18 protein-coding genes are annotated in these 19,668 nt (G+C 71.1%); 8 read left to right on the top strand and 10 right to left on the bottom strand.

What is annotated here, in order from left to right; all coding sequences use genetic code 11:
* The first annotated feature begins 19 nt into the window (after positions 1 to 19).
* Positions 20 to 1,279 carry an O-antigen ligase family protein gene (locus tag ACV7NL_RS22945; protein ID WP_463356977.1) on the top strand — a complete coding sequence of 420 codons (1,260 nt, stop codon included), beginning with the start codon at positions 20 to 22 and terminating at the stop codon, positions 1,277 to 1,279.
* Positions 1,280 to 1,288: 9 nt separating this feature from the next.
* Here the strand turns inward: ACV7NL_RS22945 and ACV7NL_RS22940 are convergent, their stop codons facing one another.
* The 3 genes from ACV7NL_RS22940 to maiA form a co-directional block, all read right to left on the bottom strand.
* The gene (locus ACV7NL_RS22940) at positions 1,289 to 1,648 is read right to left on the bottom strand and encodes a hypothetical protein (protein WP_056188649.1); all 360 of its coding nucleotides are present in this window, start codon (positions 1,646 to 1,648) and stop codon (positions 1,289 to 1,291) included.
* Positions 1,649 to 1,670: 22 nt separating this feature from the next.
* Positions 1,671 to 3,002, bottom strand: coding sequence for an NAD(P)/FAD-dependent oxidoreductase (locus tag ACV7NL_RS22935; RefSeq protein ID WP_056188646.1), 1,332 nt, complete (start codon positions 3,000 to 3,002; stop codon positions 1,671 to 1,673).
* 258 nt (positions 3,003 to 3,260) lie between these two features.
* Positions 3,261 to 3,905 (bottom strand): maleylacetoacetate isomerase, encoded by a 645-nt coding sequence (gene maiA / locus ACV7NL_RS22930; RefSeq protein ID WP_463356976.1) that lies wholly within the window; start codon positions 3,903 to 3,905, stop codon positions 3,261 to 3,263.
* 187 nt (positions 3,906 to 4,092) lie between these two features.
* On the opposite strand from maiA, the gene dgcN reads away from it, so the two are divergent.
* Positions 4,093 to 5,124: an N-acetyltransferase DgcN gene (dgcN, locus tag ACV7NL_RS22925; RefSeq protein WP_056486463.1), complete on the top strand. Its 1,032-nt coding sequence runs from the start codon at positions 4,093 to 4,095 to the stop codon at positions 5,122 to 5,124.
* Positions 5,121 to 6,107 (top strand): N-acetyl-D-Glu racemase DgcA, encoded by a 987-nt coding sequence (gene dgcA, locus ACV7NL_RS22920; protein WP_247636072.1) that lies wholly within the window; start codon positions 5,121 to 5,123, stop codon positions 6,105 to 6,107. Before dgcN ends, dgcA begins: the two co-directional genes overlap by 4 nt.
* A 4-nt stretch (positions 6,108 to 6,111) precedes the next feature.
* On the opposite strand, the gene ACV7NL_RS22915 is transcribed toward dgcA, so the two are convergent.
* Genes ACV7NL_RS22915 through ACV7NL_RS22905 form a run of 3 tightly spaced genes read right to left on the bottom strand, consistent with a single transcriptional unit; the run spans position 6,112 to position 7,639 of the window.
* Positions 6,112 to 6,246 (bottom strand): hypothetical protein, encoded by a 135-nt coding sequence (locus tag ACV7NL_RS22915; protein WP_274533567.1) that lies wholly within the window; start codon positions 6,244 to 6,246, stop codon positions 6,112 to 6,114.
* Positions 6,243 to 7,283: a cytochrome d ubiquinol oxidase subunit II gene (gene cydB / locus ACV7NL_RS22910; RefSeq protein WP_463356975.1), complete on the bottom strand. Its 1,041-nt coding sequence runs from the start codon at positions 7,281 to 7,283 to the stop codon at positions 6,243 to 6,245. The genes ACV7NL_RS22915 and cydB overlap by 4 nt, the downstream gene beginning before the upstream one ends.
* Before the next feature lie 38 nt (positions 7,284 to 7,321).
* A complete protein-coding gene (locus ACV7NL_RS22905; RefSeq protein ID WP_463356974.1) occupies positions 7,322 to 7,639 on the bottom strand; it encodes a hypothetical protein in 318 nt (105 codons plus the stop codon).
* 333 nt (positions 7,640 to 7,972) lie between these two features.
* On the opposite strand from ACV7NL_RS22905, the gene ACV7NL_RS22900 reads away from it, so the two are divergent.
* The 3 genes from ACV7NL_RS22900 to ACV7NL_RS22890 all read left to right on the top strand — a co-directional run bounded on the left by ACV7NL_RS22900 (position 7,973) and on the right by ACV7NL_RS22890 (position 11,133).
* Positions 7,973 to 9,970, top strand: coding sequence for a sensor histidine kinase (locus ACV7NL_RS22900; protein WP_463356973.1), 1,998 nt, complete (start codon positions 7,973 to 7,975; stop codon positions 9,968 to 9,970).
* Positions 9,971 to 10,061: 91 nt separating this feature from the next.
* The gene (locus ACV7NL_RS22895) at positions 10,062 to 10,760 is read left to right on the top strand and encodes a peptidoglycan-binding domain-containing protein (protein ID WP_056486731.1); all 699 of its coding nucleotides are present in this window, start codon (positions 10,062 to 10,064) and stop codon (positions 10,758 to 10,760) included.
* Positions 10,761 to 10,791: 31 nt separating this feature from the next.
* Positions 10,792 to 11,133: a DUF1491 family protein gene (locus ACV7NL_RS22890; protein ID WP_056188623.1), complete on the top strand. Its 342-nt coding sequence runs from the start codon at positions 10,792 to 10,794 to the stop codon at positions 11,131 to 11,133.
* Positions 11,134 to 11,170: 37 nt separating this feature from the next.
* On the opposite strand, the gene ACV7NL_RS22885 is transcribed toward ACV7NL_RS22890, so the two are convergent.
* From ACV7NL_RS22885 to ACV7NL_RS22870, 4 genes are all read right to left on the bottom strand, one after another.
* Positions 11,171 to 12,295, bottom strand: coding sequence for a DUF2336 domain-containing protein (locus ACV7NL_RS22885; RefSeq protein ID WP_463356972.1), 1,125 nt, complete (start codon positions 12,293 to 12,295; stop codon positions 11,171 to 11,173).
* A 462-nt stretch (positions 12,296 to 12,757) separates the two neighbouring features.
* Complete coding sequence (locus tag ACV7NL_RS22880; RefSeq protein WP_463356971.1) at positions 12,758 to 14,392, bottom strand: heme biosynthesis HemY N-terminal domain-containing protein; 1,635 nt, start codon at positions 14,390 to 14,392, stop codon at positions 12,758 to 12,760.
* 126 nt (positions 14,393 to 14,518) lie between these two features.
* Complete coding sequence (locus ACV7NL_RS22875; protein ID WP_463356970.1) at positions 14,519 to 16,651, bottom strand: COG4223 family protein; 2,133 nt, start codon at positions 16,649 to 16,651, stop codon at positions 14,519 to 14,521.
* A gap of 135 nt (positions 16,652 to 16,786) precedes the next feature.
* A complete protein-coding gene (locus ACV7NL_RS22870; RefSeq protein WP_463356969.1) occupies positions 16,787 to 17,512 on the bottom strand; it encodes a uroporphyrinogen-III synthase in 726 nt (241 codons plus the stop codon).
* Positions 17,513 to 17,728: 216 nt separating this feature from the next.
* Here ACV7NL_RS22870 and tsaD point away from each other — a divergent pair, with 216 nt between their 5' ends.
* Both tsaD and ACV7NL_RS22860 read left to right on the top strand, forming a co-directional pair.
* Entirely contained in the window at positions 17,729 to 18,772 is a 1,044-nt protein-coding gene (tsaD, locus tag ACV7NL_RS22865) for a tRNA (adenosine(37)-N6)-threonylcarbamoyltransferase complex transferase subunit TsaD (protein ID WP_056188606.1), read from the top strand.
* Complete coding sequence (locus ACV7NL_RS22860; protein WP_247636080.1) at positions 18,765 to 19,658, top strand: GNAT family N-acetyltransferase; 894 nt, start codon at positions 18,765 to 18,767, stop codon at positions 19,656 to 19,658. Before tsaD ends, ACV7NL_RS22860 begins: the two co-directional genes overlap by 8 nt.
* Positions 19,659 to 19,668 lie beyond the last annotated feature (10 nt).

Raw genomic sequence — 19,668 nt, 5'->3', positions numbered from 1 at the left:
GCGGGGATGGGTTGAGTGCATGGCGTCCACGATGGCACCCGGCGCGGCGCGCTGGCAGGCGGGAGCCTGGGCCCGTATCCCCGTCCTCAGCGTCCTGCAGCGCCTCGCGACGCTTCTCCTCGTCGCCTTCATCTTCTTCGCCTGCTTCGCCTTTTCCGACACCTCGCCCTACGATGTCGTGGCGATCCCCACCATCGTGCTGTGGCTCTGCCTCGGCCTGCGCCTGCATCGGGGCATGGTGCCACTGCTCTGGCTGCTGATCCTCTACGTCAGCGCCATCACGGTGGCGCTGATGCCCTTCGTCGACCAGCCCCTGCCGGTGACCTGGACGATCCAGCTCGCCTATCTCGCCATCACCGGCGTGTTCTTCGCCATGCTGTTCTCCGACGACACCGAGGCGCGGATGGAACTGGCGCTCAAGACCTTCGTAGCGAGCTGCCTGCTCTCGAGCGCCTTCGGCATCGTGGGCTACTTCGGATTCATCCCGACCGAGGACCTGTTCTATAAGTACGGCCGTGCCTCGGGCACCTTCCAGGACCCGAACGTGTTCGGCTCGTTCCTGACGCTGGGCGCGCTCTACCTGATGCATGGCCTGCTGCTCGGTACCAGCCGGCGGCCGGTCCTCTCCTCCGCGATCCTGATGGTGATCGTGGCGGGCATCTTCCTGTCGTTCTCGCGCGGCTCCTGGGGCGGCACGCTGATCGCCGTCGCCGTGATGGTGGGCAGCGTCTACACCACCACGCCCTCGGCGCGCTTGCGCCGCCGCATCGTCATCCTGACGGTGCTGGCCGTGGCCGCCACGGCGGTCGCCATCGTGGGGTTGCTGTCGATCGGCGACACGGCCGAGATGTTCTCGAAGCGCGCGGCGGTCACGCAGGATTACGACACCGGCGAGACCGGCCGCTTCGGCAACCAGATGCGCGGCCTCGCCATGCTCCTGGATGAACCGCTCGGGATGGGGCCCCTGCGCTGGCGACTGATCTTCGCGCTGGAGCCGCACAACACCTATATCGGCAGCTTCGCCAATGGCGGCTGGTTCGCCGGCGTGACCTTCATCGGCCTCGTGCTGACCACCAGCGTGGTCGGCTTCCGGTTGATGCGCCGCGACACGCCCTACCGCCGCCACGCCCAGATCGTCTGGCCGGCCCTGCTGATGTTCTTCCTGCAGGCGGTCCAGATCGACATCGAGAAGTGGCGCCACGTCTACATGATGCTCGGCATGGTCTGGGGCCTGGAGGCGGCCCGCCTGCGCTGGCTCGCGCGCGAAGAGCGCGGCTGAGGCTGCGTTTCAGCCGCCCTCGGGCTTCGACGCGTCCGTTTCCGGCTCCCCAGTCTCCGAATCCTGACCTTCCGGCTCCGGGTCGGCCGTCCAGGCCGTGGCGAAGGCCGCGAGGTGGCGGGCATCCGCGAAGGCCAGGACGGTGACCGCCCGGTCGACCGGCATCGCGCCCGGATAGGGCGACAGCAGCACCTTCTCCTCGGAGAATCGGGCGCCCGGGGCGTGCTCGGCGAGCCAGGCTTCGGCCTCCGGGGAGAGGCGGCTCGGATCGGCCGCGTCACGGGCCCGCGAATCGCCACGCAGGACGAGGACATAGGAGCCGAGCGCCGGATTGCGCTGCTGCACCGCTTTGACGATGTCGAGAAACATGCCGATCGGGTCCCGGTTGTGCTCAGTGCAGTTTCACGCGCGACTCGGTGCGCCGGGTCAGCGCGCGAGCCACCGCGTCGAGGGTCGTCTTCACGGTGCCGTGCAGGGCCTGCTCGTGCATCTTGTACAGGGAACGGTACATCATGCGGGCGAAGAGCCCGGCAATGAACATGTTCTTGCCCTTGATGAACCCCATCAGGCTGCCGACCGTCGAGTATTCGCCCAGCGACACCAGCGAGCCGAAGTCGCGGTATTTGAAGGCTTTCAGCGGCTTGCCTGCCATCTTGTCGGGGATGATCTTGATGAGGTGCGTCGCCTGCTGGTGAGCCGCCTGCGCGCGGGGCGGGATCGGCGTATCCGACCCCTTCTCCACGAGGTAGGCGCAGTCGCCCATCGCGAAGATGTCCGGGTCGCGGGTGGTCTGCAGGGTCGGCGTGACCACGAGCTGGTTGTTGCGCGTGGTCTCGAGGCCGCCGATCTCGTGCAGGAACGGCGGCGCCTTCACGCCGGCGGCCCAGACCACGAGTTCGGAGGGGATGAAGCCGCCATCGGCGAGTTGCACGCCCTCGGGTCGGACCTCGGTCACGCGGGCGCCGGTGCGAACCTCGACGCCGATCTTGTCGAGCAGCACCATGACGTCGCGGGACATCCGCTCCGGAACGGCGGGCAGGATGCGGCTCGCCGCCTCGACGAGGGTGATCTTCAGGTCCTTGGCCGGATCGATGCGGTCGAGACCGGTCGCCGCCACGTGGCGGGTGGTGCGATGGAGTTCGGCGGCGAGTTCGGTGCCGGTGGCCCCGGCGCCGATAACGGTGACGTGGAGCTGGCCGGGCCGCACCGGTCCCGGCTGGGTGTGGGCGCGCAGCATCCCGTTCACGAGGCGCTGGTGGAAGCGCACCGCCTGGCTCTGGGTGTCGAGCGCGATGGCATTCTCCTTCACGCCGGGCGTACCGAAATCATTGGTGGTCGAACCCACCGCCATCACCAGGGTGTCGTAGGCGATCTCGCGGACCGGCGTGACCTCGCGGCCCTCGGTGTCGTGGCTGGCGGCCAGGTGAATCACCCGCTTGGTCCGGTCGAGCCCCGTCATCTCGCCGATGCGGTAGCGGAAATGGTGCCGGTGGGCGTGGTGCAGGTAATCGACCGCATGGTGCCCCACATCGAGGCTGCCGGCGGCGACCTCGTGCAGCAGCGGCTTCCAGATGTGGGTCCGCGCCCGGTCGACCAGGGTGACGTGCGCCTTCTGCGTCCGACCGAGCTTTTCGCCGAGCTTGGTCGCGAGCTGCAGCCCCGCCGCTCCGCCTCCGACGACCACGATGCGGTGCAGATTGTCCTCGGATTCGGCCGGTACCATGACGCTCACACCCTCGATCTTGTCGTCTTGTGTCGAAGTCTTGTCTGATGCTGAAATCTTGTCGAAACCTTGCGGCGGCGTGCCCCCGATGCGGAGCTACGCGACGAGATCCGAAAGCTTAGTTTAGAAGGATTAGAAACCGACCGCCATTCCTATCAGGCAGGGCTCCCCAGGAGAGAGGGCTGCCCAGGAGACAGGGCTGCCCAGGAGACAGGGCGACTTATCAGACCGGGGTGCCTCGCGAACCCGGTCCATGCGTCACGCCGGTGCGCCCGGCTGGCGCAGGGGATGGGCGCGGGCGAAGGCGTCCTGGGCCAGGCAATCCTCGGCGATCCGCTGCACCGTCGGGAACGGTGCCGTGTCGACGCCGAAGATGCCGGTGCCGACCCAGAGGCTGACGAGGCAGAGATCGGCATGGCTGACCGCATCGCCCTGGGCATAGCGGCCGGTGCCGGGCTCGCGGGTCAGGCGCGTCTCCAGGGTCTTCAGCCCGGTCGCCATCCAATGGCGGACGAAGCCGAGCATGCGCTCGCGCGGCAGGTCGTAGGTCTCCATCAGGAAGTTGCGCACCCGCGGCACGTAGAGCGGATGAGTGTCGCAGGCGACCACCTGGGCCAAAGACCGCGCCCGCGCCCGCGCCCGCGGATCGCTCGGCAGGAGCGGCGTCGCCGGGTGGATGTCCTCCAGGTAATCGAGGATCGCCAGCGACTGGATCAGCGGCGGCCCGTCGCCGTCGAAGAACGCCGGGACCGCTCCCTGCGGATTGATCGCAAGGAATTCCGGCTTGAACTGCTCGCCGGCATCGAGGTCGAGGAAGGTCTCCTCATAGGCGATCCCCTTGAGGTTGAGGGCGACGCGGACCCGGAACGCGGCGGCCGAGCGCCAATTGCCGTACATTTTCATGCGCGCACCGTTTCCTTGCTCCGCGGTTTCTTGTCCGTCTCTCGTGCGGGACGACCACACCCGACATCGCGCCGCCCCGCAAGTGCGTTCTGCCGGCCAGCATTGCGGGGCGTACGATTTGGCAGCGCCGTGTTCATCGCGCATAGACAGGCCCCGAGGCCCCCATCCTCGGACGGTGAGTGACGCGATGCAGATCGAAACGCCCTACCTGATGTTCCTCGGCGACGTGCCCGATCGGCTCGCCGCCAAGACCGCCTACGGCATCAAGGATTGGCGCCCCGAATGGTGCGTCGGTCAGCTCCGCCTGCCGGGCTGCGCCGCCGATCTCGGGATTCCCGATCTCACCCTGGCGGAAGCGGTGGCGCAGGGCTGCCGCACGATGGTCATCGGGGTCGCCAATGCGGGCGGCGTCCTGCCGGAGCATTGGATCGCCGAGGTGGTGGCGGCGCTGAACGCCGGTCTCGACATCGCCAGCGGGCTGCATGCGCGCCTCGGCGCGGTGCCGGCCATCGCCGAGGCCGCCGAGCGCAACGGCCGCCAGTTGCACGACGTCCGCCACACCGCGGAGACATTCGCCACCGGCAAGGGCACGAAGCGGCCCGGCCGCCGCCTGCTCAGCGTCGGCACCGACTGCTCGGTGGGCAAGAAGTACACCGTGCTCGCCCTGGAGCGCGGTATGCGCGAGCGCGGGCTCGATGCGGATTTCCGTGCCACCGGACAGACCGGCGTCTTCATCTCCGGGCGCGGCGTCGCCATCGACGCGGTGGTGGCCGACTTCATCTCCGGTGCCGTCGAGTGGATCGCCCCCGCCGCCGCGCCGGACCATTGGGACCTGCTCGAAGGACAGGGCTCGCTGTTCCACCCGTCCTTCGCCGGCGTCAGCCTCGGGCTGCTGCATGGAGCCCAGGCCGATGCCTTCGTGGTCTGCCACGAGCCGACCCGCACGACCATGCGCGGCGTCCAGCATCCGCTTCCCACCATCCGTCAGGTCATCGACCTGACGGTGCAACTCGGCAGCCTGACCAATCCGGACATCCGCCCGGTCGGCATCGCGGTGAACACCCAGGACCTGGAGGAGGGGGCGGCCCGCGCGCTGCTGGTCGACCTCGCCCGCGAGCACGATCTGCCCGCCACCGATCCGGTGCGCTTCGGCGTCGAGGCCATTGTCGACCGGATCGTCGCCGAATTTCCCCCCGCCATCACGGGGGCGAGCGCGTGACCCGGCGGCTCGACGTCGCGGTCGAGCGCTTCCCGATCGCGGGAGCCTTCACCATCGCGCGGGGCAGCCGCACCGAGGCGGTGGTGGTGCTGGCCACGATCACCGACCCGGAGGGCCGCATCGGGCGCGGCGAGTGCGTGCCCTATGCCCGTTACGGCGAGACCGTCGAGAGCGTCACCGCGCTGATCCGGGATCAGGCCGAGGCGATCGCCGCCGGAGCGACCCGGGCCGACCTTCTGCTTCGCATGACGGCGGGAGCGGCGCGGAACGCCCTCGATTGCGCCCTGTTTGACCTGGAGGCGAAGCAGCTCGGGCGGCCCGCCTTCGAGATCGCCGGCCTGTCGGCGCCGGCGGTCGCCACCACGGCCTATACCCTGAGCCTCGGAGATCCCGAGAGCATGGAGGAGGCCGCCCGCAAGGCCGCGCACCGGCCGTTGCTCAAGGTGAAGCTCGGCGGCGTCGGCGACCCGGAGCGCATCGCCGCCGTTCGGCGCGGAGCGCCGGATTCCCGTCTCATCGTCGATGCCAACGAGGCCTGGCGAGCGGAGACGATCGAAGCCAACCTGGCAGCCTGCGTCGCGGCCGGCGTCGGCCTCATCGAGCAGCCGCTGCCGGCGGGCGAGGATGCGCTTCTCGCCGATCTCGCCCGGCCGATCCCCATCTGCGCCGACGAGAGCCTGCACGACCGGGCCGGCCTCGACGCTCTGAGCCGGCGCTACGACGCCATCAACATCAAGCTCGACAAGGCCGGCGGTCTCACCGAGGCGGTGATGCTGGCGCACGAGGCGCGGGCGCGCGGCTTCTCGCTGATGATCGGATGCATGGTCGGCACCTCGCTGGCGATGGCGCCCGCCATGCTGCTCGCCCACCATGCCGACTACGTCGACCTCGACGGCCCACTGCTCCTGGCACGGGACCGGGAGCCGGGTCTGCGCTTCGACGGCAGCCTGATCCACCCGCCCGAACCCGCGCTGTGGGGCTGAAATCTCAGCCCTTCACGATGAAGCGCAGGGCGTAGACCAAAGCCGTGAAACTCACGAGGCTGAAGGCATAGAAGGCGACGAACCAGAGCAGCCGCTTGCCCGTCATCCGGGTCTTGGGCAGGGGCGCCGGATCGCTCAATGCCCGTAGCCTCCGATATCCTCGGCCACCTTTCCTCGGAAGACCCAGTAGGCGTAGCCCGTATAGGCGAGGGTCAGCGGCATCACCACGGAATACCCCACGAGGGCGAATTGCAGGGCGCTGACCGCGTTGGCGGCCTGCCAGATCGTGAAGTGCGGCGGCACGATGTAGGGGAACAGGCTGATCCCGAGGCCGAGGAAGCCGAGCAGGAACAGCACGATCGTCAGGAGGAACGGCGCCACGTCGCGCCCGCTGCGGATGCCCCGGAAGATGCCCCAGGCGACCAGGGCCGTCACCACCGGCACCGGCGCCACGTAGAGGATGTTCGGCCACGAGATCCAGCGCCACTGAATGTCGAGGCCGAGGAACGGCACCCAGGCGCTCACCACCGCCATCGACACGATGGTGGCGGCCAGGAACTGCAGGCTCTTGCGCCGGGCCCAGAACTCCAGTTCCCCGGAAGTCTTCATCACGCACCAGGTTGCCCCGAGCAGGCCGTAGCCGCAGACGAGGCCGATGCCGGTGAGCACGCTGAAGGGGGTCAGCCAGTCCATGGTGCCGCCGGCGAAGCCGCGACCCTCGACCTTGAAGCCCTGGACGAAGGCCCCGAGCACCATGCCCTGCGCGAAGGTGGCCACCAGGGAGCCGTAATGGAAGGCGTTGTCCCAGACGAACTGCGAGCGATCGGCCTTGAACCGGAACTCGAAGGCGACGCCGCGGAAGATCAGCGCGATCAGCATCAGGATGATCGGGATGTACAGCGCCGGCAACAGGATCGCGTAGGCGACGCTGAAGACCGCGAACAGGCCGCCGCCGCCCAGCACCAGCCAGGTCTCGTTGCCGTCCCAGATCGGGGCGACGGAGAGCATCATCCGGTCGCGCCAATTGCCCTTCCGTGCCGCCGTGAACAGGATGCCGACCCCGAGGTCGAACCCGTCGATCACCACGTACATCGCCACCGCGACCGCCAGGAGGCCGGCCCAGACGAGAGGCAGCCAGAATGCGGCACCCTCGTAGTCCATTCCGAAGCCGAACATCGTCTAGCCCCCTGTCGCCTCTCGCAACATGTACCGCATCAGCGGCCCAGCCGTTCCCCGCTTTCGCCGAGCCTAGCGCGATCGGCGTGGGATTGCGCGCCGCGCCACGGGACTTTTCGATCGATCTCCGCCAGCGTGTCCCGGGATGCCGGCAGCGGCGAGGCCGCCATCCGGGCGATCTCGGCCGCGCCCTCCCGAAGCGCCGTCTCGCGAAGCGCGTCCGGCAGGGCGCCCCAGACCGCAGCCGCGGCGAGAGCCGGGTCCGGTGCGGTCGGGCGACCCATCTCGGCGGAGCGCTGCAGCGCCAGCCACGACAGCACGCCGATGACCAGGCCGGCGCGGATGAGGAACGACATGGGTCCGGTCCGGGCGCGCACCGGCAGGGAGCCGGGCAGGCGCGCCCGAACACTCCGCGCTCACCGGTAAACACCCCCTGACGCCGGCGGGGTCGTTCGTCGAAATGGTAAACGCAAGCTTATCCAGGCATCGTTACGGCTATCTCAGCCTAGTGACCCGAAAACGACTATCGCACCGACCGATGATGGTTACGACCCGGAAAGCATGACGAGACAATAGGGCCGTCCTGCGCAAGACTCGCTTAAGTCGCGTCTGCGAGGTTCGGATCAGTCGAGTTTTCGTCGAGCCAAGGGGCGTCGGAGTGGCCGGTCAGGTCCGTCTCCGCGCTGTGCGTGTCGGTATTGCGTATCTACAGTGCCCTGGCGTCCCTCATTGATATCCGCCTCGCCGGACTCGTCCACGAGTCGGTGAGCGAGGAGAGCGGTGTCCGCTTCCGGCACGAGCGCTTTCTCGTGTCTCGTCTGGCCACCGGCCTGATGATGATGCTCTGCCTGCCGCCCTATCTCGTCCTGCGCGGCGTCCCGACCGGCATCGAGGCGCTCGCGATCGCGGGCCTGCTGCTGCCGATCTTCGCCGCGGTGCTGCTGTCGCGGACCGGAAGCCTGTGGCTCGCCCACGGGATCTCGTCGGCCGGTCTCACCGGGGTCGTGGTCTGCCTCGCCATGATGACGGGCGGCGCGGAATCGGCTGCCGCGATCTGGCTGGTGGCGATCCCCCTCGAGGCGGTGGTGTCGGGCTCGCGCCGGGCCACCCTGGCGGCCGCCATCGTGGCCGCCCTCGGTGCCCTCGCGGTGGCGCTGCTGCCGCCGCTCGCCGAGGGAACGCCGCTGCCGGAATGGTCGCGCGCCCTGGCCATGCCGGTCTTCGCCATCACGGCCATCGGCCACATCGCCGCCCAGGCCCTCGAACATTTCCGCCATGAGGGCCGCTGGCTCGCCCGGCTGCGCGACAACGAGCGGCGCGACCGGATGCTGCTCTCGGCGATCGACGACCTGGTGACCTGGCACGACGAGAACGGCCGCGTGCTCGAAGCCAGCGCCTCGGCCACCCGGTTCGTCGGTGCCGAGCCGACGCTGCTGCACGGCCACGGCCTGCTGGAGCGGGTCCATGTCGGCGACCGTCCCCTGCTGCTCCAGGCGCTCAGCGATGTCGCCGCCCACGGCCGCCCCGCCACCGTCCAGTTTCGCCTGCACCTCGACGCCGCCGCGATCCGCCCGGACGGGATGCGCGGCGAAGGGGTTCGCGGCGAAGGGGTTCGGGCGGACAGCCAGCGCGACGGCGCCCCGCGGGTGATCTTTGCCGAGATGCGCATCCACCGCATCGAGGGCCCGGCGACCGGCGTCAGCATTCCGGGACGGCTGCAGTCCAGCGTCGTCGCGGTAACCCGCGACGTGACCGAGCATCGCCGCCACTCCGAGGAACTGGAGCAGGCGCGGGCCGAGGCCGAGCGTGCCGACGAGGTGAAGAGCCGCTTCCTCGCCAATGTCAGCCACGAACTGCGCACCCCGCTGAATGCGATCATCGGATTCTCCGAGGTCCTAGCGGGGGAGGGCGGCCTCGCGACCGATCCCGAGCGGACGCGCGAATATGCCGGCATCATCCGCAATTCGGGCCAGCACCTTCTCGAAGTGGTCAACACCCTCCTGGACATGTCCCGGATCCAGAGCGGCCACTTCGACTACGCGCCGGATACGCTCGATATGCGCGCCCTGGTCGAGGCCTGCTGCGATCTCATGCAGCTGAAGTTCGATCAGGCCGGGGTGATCCTGGTGCGCGATGTCGGTCCCGTGCCGGTGGAGATCACCGCCGACCTGCGCGCCTGCCGGCAGATGTTCATCAATCTGCTGTCGAACGCGCTGAAGTTCACCCCGCGCGGCGGGCGCGTGGAAGTCGGCCTGCGCTGGTCCGGCCAGAACCTCGACCTGATCGTGGCCGATACCGGGATCGGGATCAGCGCGGCCGATCTGCCGCGTGTGGGCAGCCCGTTCTATCAATGCGCCGGTGGCTATGAGCGCACCCACGAGGGCACCGGGCTCGGCCTCTCGGTGGTTCAGGGTCTCGTCGGCCTGCACGGCGGCGCCATCACTCTGGAGAGCACCCGCGGGGAGGGGACCACCTTCACCGTCACCCTGCCGCGCGCCTGCCGGGTCGCCGGCGGCAGCATCCCGACCGCGGCGATCCGGGCTCGTCCGCGCCCGCCGATGGTCGGCGGCAGCCTCGTGGCGGCCGCAGGGGCCGGGCCGGTACCGAAGCGCCGGACCATGGGACTGTTCGAATCGAGCCCGGAGCCGGTGCGCGAGAGCTACGTCCCCCTGCGGCGGGCCGGATGAGCCGCCGCCCGGATCCCCGTCACGCCGAATGTGTCGGGCATCGCGCCATGCGGTGCCCGTATCCCGTTGCGATCCAGACCGAGGAGCCATGATGCGCGAGCCGCAAGCACGCCGCGACCAGCGAGAGATCGTCGTCCCGTCCCGGAGCCGCGAACCCCGCCCCGCCGGTCATCGGCGCCCGGCGGCCCGGGCTTCGGGCCGCTTCACGGCCTTCGGCGCCCTGGCCGCCGGTGCCGGCCGCGCCTTCCTGCGCCATCCGGGAGAAGTCGTCGGGGTCGTCGTCGTGCTCGGCGCCGTGTCGATGATCTGCCTGAATGCCCTCGGCTACCAGATGGGCCGGCACCCGGCGCCGATCTTCCCGAAGGTCGCCGCCAAGCCGGCCTTGTCCCGCGTGGCCGAGGCACCGAAGCCGGCGGTCCCGGCCGTGAAGCCGCCGGTAACGGCCTCCGAGGTCGCGCGCCCGGAGACGGTTCGGGCCGAGCCCGTGAAGGCGGAGGCGGCTCCCCGGACCCCACGCGACGGCATCGGCGATCTCATCAAGGCCGGCGAGCCCGCGGGCGCCGAGACCACCGCCTCGGTGGCGAGCCTCGGCGGCCTGTCGATCGCCCAGGCCCAGCGCGCCCTGGTCAAGCTGGGATACGGTCCCCTGAAGGCGGACGGGCTGATGGGGGCGAGCACCCGCGCGGCCCTCGAGCGGTTCGAACGGGACCGCAAGCTGCCGGTCAAGGGCGAGCCGTCCCAGCGGACGTTCCGCGAACTCGCGACCCGCGCCGGCGTGACCCGGGGCTGATCCGCCGGAAGGGCGTGCTATAGCCTCCGGCATGGCACGCCTGCGATCGGATTTCTGGGTCTCCGCCCATCTGCGCCGTCTCGGCATCGAGGGCATCGCCGCCGTCCAGCGCCGGCGCGGCTCGGCCGAGGCCGGAGCCATCTTCGTGAAGGTCGATCGCCTCGACGGCCGCGCCGATCTCTACGGCCCGGCCCCGCAATCCCTGGTCGATACGGAGGCGGATGGTGACCGGCGCTTCGTGTCGCTCCTGCAGGAGGCCATGCCGGCGGACGTGGAAGTCCGCCTCGGCAAGGAGCTGCGCTTCGACGACGATCTCTGGATCATCGAGATCGACGACCGCGCGGGCCGCCACTGCCTCGATCTCGCGGAATAGCCGGCGCTGCCTTCGTGCGGACCGGGCGGCCTCCCGATCAGCTCGACTGGCGCAGCCGGGTCGGCAGAAGGGTGCGCAGGGGCGGTCGCTCGGACGCGACCTGCTGCTGGCGCAGGCGCGGCGCGTCGGGGGCTGCGTAGGGCTGATGCGCCGTCGCGGCGGCGCGTTCCTGCGGCGTCCAGTCGAGGATCGCCGCCAGGACGTCGCGCGCGGCGGCGCGGGGCAGGGTCCGGAACAGCTTGACCAGATTGAACACTCGGTCGACCGAGCTGGCGACGGTCTCGTTCAGGGTCAGGTAGATGTACACCGCCTCCTCCTCGTGGAGGCCGGCCGCGCGCAGTGCCACCGTCAGCAATTCATAGCGCAGTGACGGGTCGGGGGTGGCGGTAAGAAAGCCCTTGGGCAGTCCGAGCAGCTGGGTGATCGCCCCGATGAAGCCGGAAATGTCGCCGCGGGCCGAGAACTCGGTGAGCACCGTACCCGCCTCGCGGGGTGCGGGCGGGAGCGGCCTCAGGGCTGCCGTGGCCATCATGGCGTGCCCGATCGCCTCGCGACGGGACTCGTCGGCGTAGAGGAACAGCGGGGCGACATCGGCATGCGCCAGGTCGCGCCGGGCCAGGAATACCCGGGCGAGATCGGGCCTGCGCCGGGCGCGCCCGACGAGGCGGGCCAGCATCTCGCTCGGCAGGTTCGCGGCCGGGTTCTGGGCCAGCGCCTTGTCGATGGCGGGATCGTCGCGGGCGATCAGTTCGGCGAGGGTGGCGCGGCTGAGATCGTGCCGGCTTGCGATGGCGGCGCCGATTTCGGCGCCATCGCTCAGGGCCGCGTCGATCATGGGCTGGATCAGGATGGGGGCGCCGGCGATGACGGCGTCCCGGGCGCCGCCGCCCCGGGCGATCAAGGCCGCCAGCAGGGCGGGCGGGGTGTCGGGAAACGGCGCGAGCTTGCGGGCGACCGCCTCGGCGGTCTCATCGTCCACGATCGGGATCAGGCCGCCTGCCAGGGAGGCGAACGACGACATCGTCTTCCGGTCGCGAACCGACGCGGACAGAAAGAGGTCCGTCTGGACACGAAGGATGACGGGTTTCAGATCGAGGTTGTCGAGACGCGACAATTCGATCAGGCCGGAGAGGTCCGGCGCATCGTCGAAAGATGGGGACATGGCACTTCGGTTACGCAGAACTCGCTGATCCCGAGGATTAGCGGAATTGCGTGAACCGACCTTTAAGCACGGCGCCCCGGGAGCGTCCCTGCTTGCGCCATCCTGCTCAGGTCATCCTTGCTTGTGCTTTCGTGGATTGGGCCATGTAATTGGGCCATGCGATCGGACCATGATCGCCAAGAAGCCCGACCGCGGGGCCGGGCTTCTGAAACCCGGCCCGGAGTTTTGGGCCGCCGAGGTTGATCCGACCCGCCGAGGTTGATCCGGCCCGCCGGGGCTTGTGAGGCCCGCCGGGGCTTGGCTATCCGGCCCGCCGGGGCTTGGCTATCCGGCCCGCCGGGGCTTGGCTATCCGGCCCGCCGGGGCTTGGCTATCCGGCCCGCCGGGGCTTGGCTATCCGGCCCGCCGGGGCTTGGCTATCCGGCCCGCCGGGGCTTGGCTATCCGGCCCGCCGGGGCTTGGCTATCCGGCCCGCCGGGGCTTGGTGGTGTCGCTCTGCGATTTCGGCGAAGGGAAAACGACCGGGGTCGCCGTGTTTCCGACGAGCGGACCGGAATCCGGCTTTGCCGCGGCTGCCGCCATTCCGGCGGCTACGGGCGCCGTGCCGTTGGGGGCACTCGACGGGAACAGCACCGTCGCGGTTCGAATCTCGGTCGACGTTTCGGACTTCGGCACCGGCGTTGTGGCCGGGGACGGCGTGGACGGGGCCGGGATGGTCCCGGGTGCCGAAAGCCTGCCCTCCGCCATGGCTGGGTCCGCCTTGGGCGCGGATTCGCCGTTCGCATCGCCCTGTGCCTCTTCGGGACCGGCGAGGAGTTCGGTCGGCGTCTTCCACACGAATGCGTCCAGGCGGCCGCTGACCGGCGAGACGGGAGCCCAGGTCTCGGAGGCGATGCCGTCGGCGATCCACAGCGGGTCGCGCGGTGCGTGGGCGGCGCGCGACAGCCACTCGCGGGCACGGCCCGAGCCGCTGCCGTGCTCGGCTTCCTCGATGCGCGCCATGGTCAGGCAGGTGCGTACGGTCGGACGGTCGGCCAGGAGCGGCGCCAGGGCATCGCGGGCCTGTCCGAATTCGCGAGCCTCGTAAGCCGCTTGCGCCATGGCGAGACGGGCTTCCGGGTGCCAGGAGGAGATCTTGGCCAGGGTTTCTGCCCGGGCCATGCGGTCGCGCACGGAATCGCCGGTGCGCAGGTTGAGGTAGGTCTTGGCGAGGTCCGGGTGCGGGCCGGTGCGCCAGGTCGCCTCGAGGATCTTGGCCGCTTTGCGCAGGTCGCCCCGTCGCACCATCAGGCGCGCCGCGAGAACCGAGGCCGGAACGAGATCCGGTGCGAGCTTGACCGCCTTCAGGACCCGCTCGGTGGCTGCTTCCGGCTCGCCCGCCTCGCGCTCCTGCGCGGCGGCGGTGAGCAGCACCGCGCGCTGGCGCCGGGCGGTGGTCTTGTCGATGAGGCCGAGGGAAGCGCGACGCTCAACCGTCTCGTTGGCGCCGCTCCAGTCGCCGTCGGCGCATTGCGCTTCGAGAACGGCCTCGTTGGCCCAGGTGACGCTGGGGGCGAGGCGGGCGGCCTCGGCCGCATAGGCGCGGGCGGAGGCATCGTCCTCGCGACGGCGTGCCTCGACGAAGAGGCCGCGCAGGCCGAGCACCCGTGTCTCGGGATCGTTGACCATGCGCTGGAAGGCCTGCTCGGCCGCCTCGCGATCGCCCGAGATCTGAGCGGCCTGCGCCTTCAGCAACAGGGTCAGCGGCTCGGCGCCCAGCAGGCGCTCGGCATCGCTGGCGTGCCGGCGGGCGGCCAGCGGATCGCCCGACCCGACCGCCACCATGCCACGCGACAGGGCCGAGAAGCCCTTGGCCCGGCGCCGGTCGCGCGAGCCGCGCACCAGGGTCTCCGGCAGGGTGATGAACCCGCGCACGATGGCCCAGATGAAGCCGATCACGATGGCGGCGATCAGGACGCCGATCAGCCCGATGGCGAGGCTGGTGGCCACCTCGTAGCCGTTCCACACGATGGTGACGGTGCCGGGATGGTCGGCGACCCAGGTCGCGCCGTAGGCGGCAACCGCGAGAAGGGCCAGGAAGGCGAGGGCGCGCCACATGAGATCAGAAGCTCCTGGGAGGGGCGTCGGCGGATCCGGCGACACCGAGAGTCGGGGGCGGGAGCGCGTGGCGCTCCCGCGCGAAATAGGTGAGGCCGCCGGTTCGATGGATCGGCGGCCGCCGGATCAACGGTACGCGCCGGTGGCCGGCAGGCCCTTGAAGGCGTCGGCAAGCAACCCCTGAGCCGCATCCGCAGCGGCAGCCCGCGACGTCAGCTTGGTGCCGAAGTCGCCCGCGACCGCCCGGTCGGCCTCGGGCAGGGCCGCGAAGGCGGCGGCCGCCTCCTTGATCGCGCCGCGATCGAGGGCGTCCTGGACCTTCGGAGTCTCGTCCGCCGCGGCCGCGTTGGCTCCGCCGCCGGTCGCCGGTGCATCGACCCGGCGCACCTGCACGATCGACTCGGCCATGCTCATCAGCTTGGTGCCGATGTCGCCGCTCTCGGCCACGGCCTTGCTCTGGGCCGCCCGGCGCTGTGCCGCGATCTTCTCGGCGATCGGCCGGAACTCGGCCGCCAGGGTCCGGGCCGTCGGCGCGCCCTTGTCGGCGAAGACCGCCACGGCGGTCAGGCGGGCCGGGTCGCCCGGCTCGAGTCCACGCAGCGCCGCAAGCGCGTCCGCGTAGGGCGCACCGGTGTTGAGGGCGGTGGCGATCCGGTCGGCCGAGACGACCCGGAGGGCCGCCTGCAGGGTCGCGGTCTCAGCCCGCTCCGAGACCGCCTTGTCGAGCCCGGCGATCTTTTCCGATTGGGCCTGAAGTTGGCGCTCCACGGCCTTCGCCGCTTCGGTCGCCTGGGTCTTGGCGGCGTCGGCCACTTTTTCGCTGGCCTGGGTCGCGGTCTGGACCGCTTCCGTCGCGGCCTGGACCCGCGCTTCGAGGGATTGCTGGAGCGCCGTCACCTTCTGGCTCAGGGCCTGCGCGGCCTCGGCATTGGCCTTGGTCCTGGCCTCGACGTCGCCCTGGAGCGCGGCGAGCTTGGGGGCGAGATCGGGGGTCGCGACCGGCTTCGGCGCGGCGTCGACTTTGCCTTCGATCGCCTTCATGCGCTGCTCGAGGGCGCCGATCTGCGGTGCCACGGCGGGCATCGCCGCCATCCGCGTCTCGCCGCCCTGGTCCCGCCCGGGCTCCTCCTGGAGAGCCGAGACGCGCTGGTCGAGGGCATCGAGACGGGCCGTCAGCTCGGCGGGTACGGCGGCCGGAGCCGCCGAACCCTCGGCGGGTGCGGTTGTCCCGCCCTGGGCCGCGTTGGCCTTCTCCAGGGCCTGACGCGCCGTCGACAACGCCTCGGGCACTGCCTTCAGGGCGGTCTCGTTGGCGGCCACGCGCTTGTCGAGGCCGGTGATGGCATCCTTGGGCGCCAAGGCGGCCACGCGCTGGTCGAGGGCGTTCAGCCGCGCGTCGTCGCCAGCGGGCAGCAGGCCGCTGCGGGCGACACCGAACAGGAGACCGGCGCCGACGACACCGCCGAGCAGGCCGGCGGTGGCCAGCGATCCGAAGCCCGGACGGCGCGCGGCAGCCGGCGCCGCCGCTGCGGCGGGGGGCGCGGGCGTGATGCGCGGCGTGGTGGAACCGGCCGGCTTCGGCGCCTCGCCCTTCGAGGGCTCAGTTTTCCAGGCGTTCGGCTTTCCGGCGTCCGGCTTCCCGGCGTCCGATTTGCCCGCCTCCGACGCGGATTTCGGATCGCCCGGCTTCGCCCCGGCGGCCTGGGCACCCGACGCGGCACCGGCCATCCCGGCCGCGACCGTGGCGGCTGCGGCGGGCTTCGCCGGCGGCGCCTGGTCGGGGAGGCGCTTGGCCTTCAGGTCGATGATCGGCCCGTCGGTGACGGACGAACCGGGACGCCCGCCGGGCGGCGTCGAGCCGAATGCACCGGACTTCGGCGCCTCGGGCTTGGCCGTGTCCGGCTTAACGGTGTCCGATTTACCGGCCTCCGGCTTCAGGATCTCGGCCTTGGCCGCTTCGGTCTTCACGGCGTCGGTCTTGGTGCCTTCCCCAACGCTCTCCCGGGCGGCCTCCGTCTTCGGAGCCTCACCCTTGGGGGCATCCATCTTCGGCGGCTCGGACTTCGGCGGCTCGGACTTCAGCGGCTCGAACTTCGGCGGCTCGGATTTGACGGGGCCGCCGGCGGACATGTCGGGCTTGGCCGACGCCTCGCCCTTCGGCGGCACGGGCTGGCCCGGCGTCGACGGCTTGGCGGGCTCGGGCGGCCGGTTGCCGGTGGGAGATCCCGGACGGTTGGCGTCGCTGTTGGGTGGTTTCACGGTTCAAGGCTCCCTTCCCGTCTCCCGCCGCCCGGCCACGCCCCGTTCGGCGCATCCGGCGCCCGGTGGGTCGTGGCTGGCGGCGCAGCTTGTTGCGCTCGTCCTAGCATCAGGGCCGCCGCCGGAGCGAGGCCCTTATCGGAATCCTGTTGGCCCGGAGGCCGGCAGACCCGCGAGGAGCGCGTCCTCGTCGGGTCGATCGGCCACGAAATGAACCGTGATCCCGGCCGACGCCAGGGGCACGGCCACGTCTGCCGACAAGCAGTAATGCATCAGAGCTGCGAAGGCTCCGCCGAGGCCGGCCGCCGTAGCGAGATCGTGCGCCGCCTGCGCACTGCGCCGCGAATAGTGAAGCACGGCGTCGAGCGCGTCCGCGCCGAGCGCCTCCGCCACGGCCTCCGGCAGCGCCGCCGCGATCCGTGCGGCATAAAGTTCGCGCGCTGCGAGCCGGTAGCCCGCGGCGATCAGGGAGGCCGCCGGCTCCGCCTTGCGCTCGGCGCCCGCCGCGTGAAGCAGGGTGGCACCCGGCTCCAGCACGGACCGGACCAATTCGGCGAGGGTGCGCGCATCGCCCGCCGCCACCCGGACATCGCGGAATCCCGCCTGCCTCGCCAGCGCCCCGGTCCGCGCGCCCACCGCGAAGATCGGGACCGCGCGCAGCCTGTCCCGGTCTTGCGCGGCGAGGGCCTGCACCGCGTTGGCGCTGGTGAGGATCAACCCGGCGAACGCGCCCTCGGGCAGCTGCGCCCCGGTCGGCATCACGGCCAGGACCGGCGCCACCAGGGGGCGATGCCCGAGCCCGGCGAGACGGTCGCCCGTCCGCGTCGCTCCCGGTTCCGGCCGCGCCACCCAGATCCGCATCCCGCCTCGCATGTCTCGAAAACCCGGATGCATCCAATGCCGGTCCGGCGCCGGGAGGCAACCCATCGTTGCCGCGACGGGAGGCGGGCGTTAGGGTACGGGCGACCGGACGGGCCGGCGCGACCACCTTCGGCGCGCGGTCCCGTGCCTCGCTGTCCCCTCTTGCCCGCATCCCCACCTGATTCCCGCCCGCGAAACGGAAACGACCCGCCGTCCATGATCGTCCTCGGCATCGAAACCACCTGCGACGAGACCGCGACCGCCGTGGTCATGCCCGGAGAGGGCGGCCGCGGGCGCATCCTGTCCAACGAGGTCCTGAGCCAGATCGCCGAACACGCGGCCTATGGCGGCGTGGTGCCCGAGATCGCGGCCCGCGCCCATGTGGAGGTGCTCGACCGGCTCATCGAACGGGCGCTCGGCAGCGCCGGGATGAGGCTGTCCCAGGTCGACGGCATCGCGGTGGCGGCCGGCCCCGGCCTGATCGGCGGCGTCCTGATCGGCCTCGTCACGGCCAAGACCTTGTCGCTTGTCGCGCGCAAGCCTCTGATCGCGGTCAACCACCTCGAAGCGCACGCGCTCACGGCCCGGCTCACCGATGGCATCGGCTTCCCCTATCTCCTGCTCCTCGCGTCGGGCGGCCACACCCAGCTCGTGGCGGTGAAGGGGGTCGGCGATTACGTCCGCCTCGGCACCACCATCGACGACGCCATCGGTGAGGCGTTCGACAAGGTCGCCAAGCTGCTGGGCCTCGGCTATCCGGGCGGCCCCGAGGTGGAACGGCTGGCCGAGACCGGCGATCCGGAGCGCTTCGCCCTGCCGCGCCCGATGATGGGGCGGCGCGAGGCCAATTTCTCCCTGTCCGGCCTGAAGACCGCCCTGCGGATCGAGGCCGAGAAGCTGGCCCCGCTCTCCTCTGTCGACGTGGCCGATCTCTGCGCCAGCTTCCAGGCGGCGGTGGTCGATGTGGTGGTCGACCGCCTGCGGGTGGCGATGCGCGACTTCGCCTCGGTGGCCGGCCATCCGACCGCCCTGGTGGCGGCGGGCGGTGTCGCCGCCAACGGGGCGATCCGCCGGGCGCTCACCACCCAGGCCGGCGAGGCCGGCCTCGCCTTCGTGGCGCCGCCCCTGGCCCTGTGCGGCGACAACGGCGCCATGATCGCCTGGGCGGGCATCGAGCGCCTGCGCCTCGGCATGGTCGACGACCTGACCGCGCCCGCTCGCGCCCGCTGGCCCTTCGCGGAGCCCAAGGCGGTTGCCTGAGGCCGAACGGGCGCGCTGGCGCGACCTCGTCGAGCGGCGCCTGCCCGAGGCCGTGCGGCCCGGCTGGCCGGTACGCGCCGATCACTGCTTCGCCCGCATCCTACTCGACAACACCTGCGGCGCACCCTGGCGCGAGAGCGTCAAGGCTCCCGCCTGGGCCAACCTGTCGGGCGACCAGCTCGGTGCCGCCATCGATCTCGGCGAGGCGGTGCTGGCGGGCCGGGCGGATCTCGGCTGGCTGAACCGACGCTCGCTGGCCCTGCGGGACAAGCTGCGGGCGCCTGGGCCGGACACGCCGACGATCGCGCCGCCGCCGGAACAGCTTCGCGACGGAGGCCTCGTTCTGCGCCGCTGGCAGGCGGGCGACGAATCCCGCCTCGCGGCCCTCAACGCCGATCCCGAGGTGATGCGCCATTTCCCGGCGCTCAAGGATGCAGCCGCCAGCGCGGCCGAACTGCGCTCGTTCGAGCGTCGGTTCCGCGTCGACGGGTTCGGTCCCTGGGCCGTCACGATCACGGGGGGCGCCTGCATCGGACTTGTCGGCGGCGCCCGGCTGATGCGGCCGATGCCGTTTCCCGGCGGCGATCGGCCCGGCGAGACCGTCGAGATCGGTTGGCGCCTCGTGCGCTCGGCCTGGGGCCAGGGCGTCGCGACCCGGGCGGCCCGGCTCGCCCTCGGCGATCTGTTCGGCCGCTGCGGCCTGTCCGACATCGTGGCTTTCACGGCCGAGGGGAACGTCGCCTCGCGGCGGGTCATGGAACGCCTCGGCATGCGGCCAGCGGGCGGCTTCGCGCACCCGGCCCTGCCCGAGGGGCATCCGCTCCGGGCGCATCGCCTGTATCGTCTGTCGGCGGTGGTCGGCGAAACGCCGGACCCGGGTGCTTGAAGAGGTTTTG

It is taken from the genome of Methylobacterium sp. Ger2507 (assembly GCF_055231875.1).
Note: the sequence above shows the minus strand (reverse complement) of the source record. Positions and strands in the feature narration are given on the sequence as shown.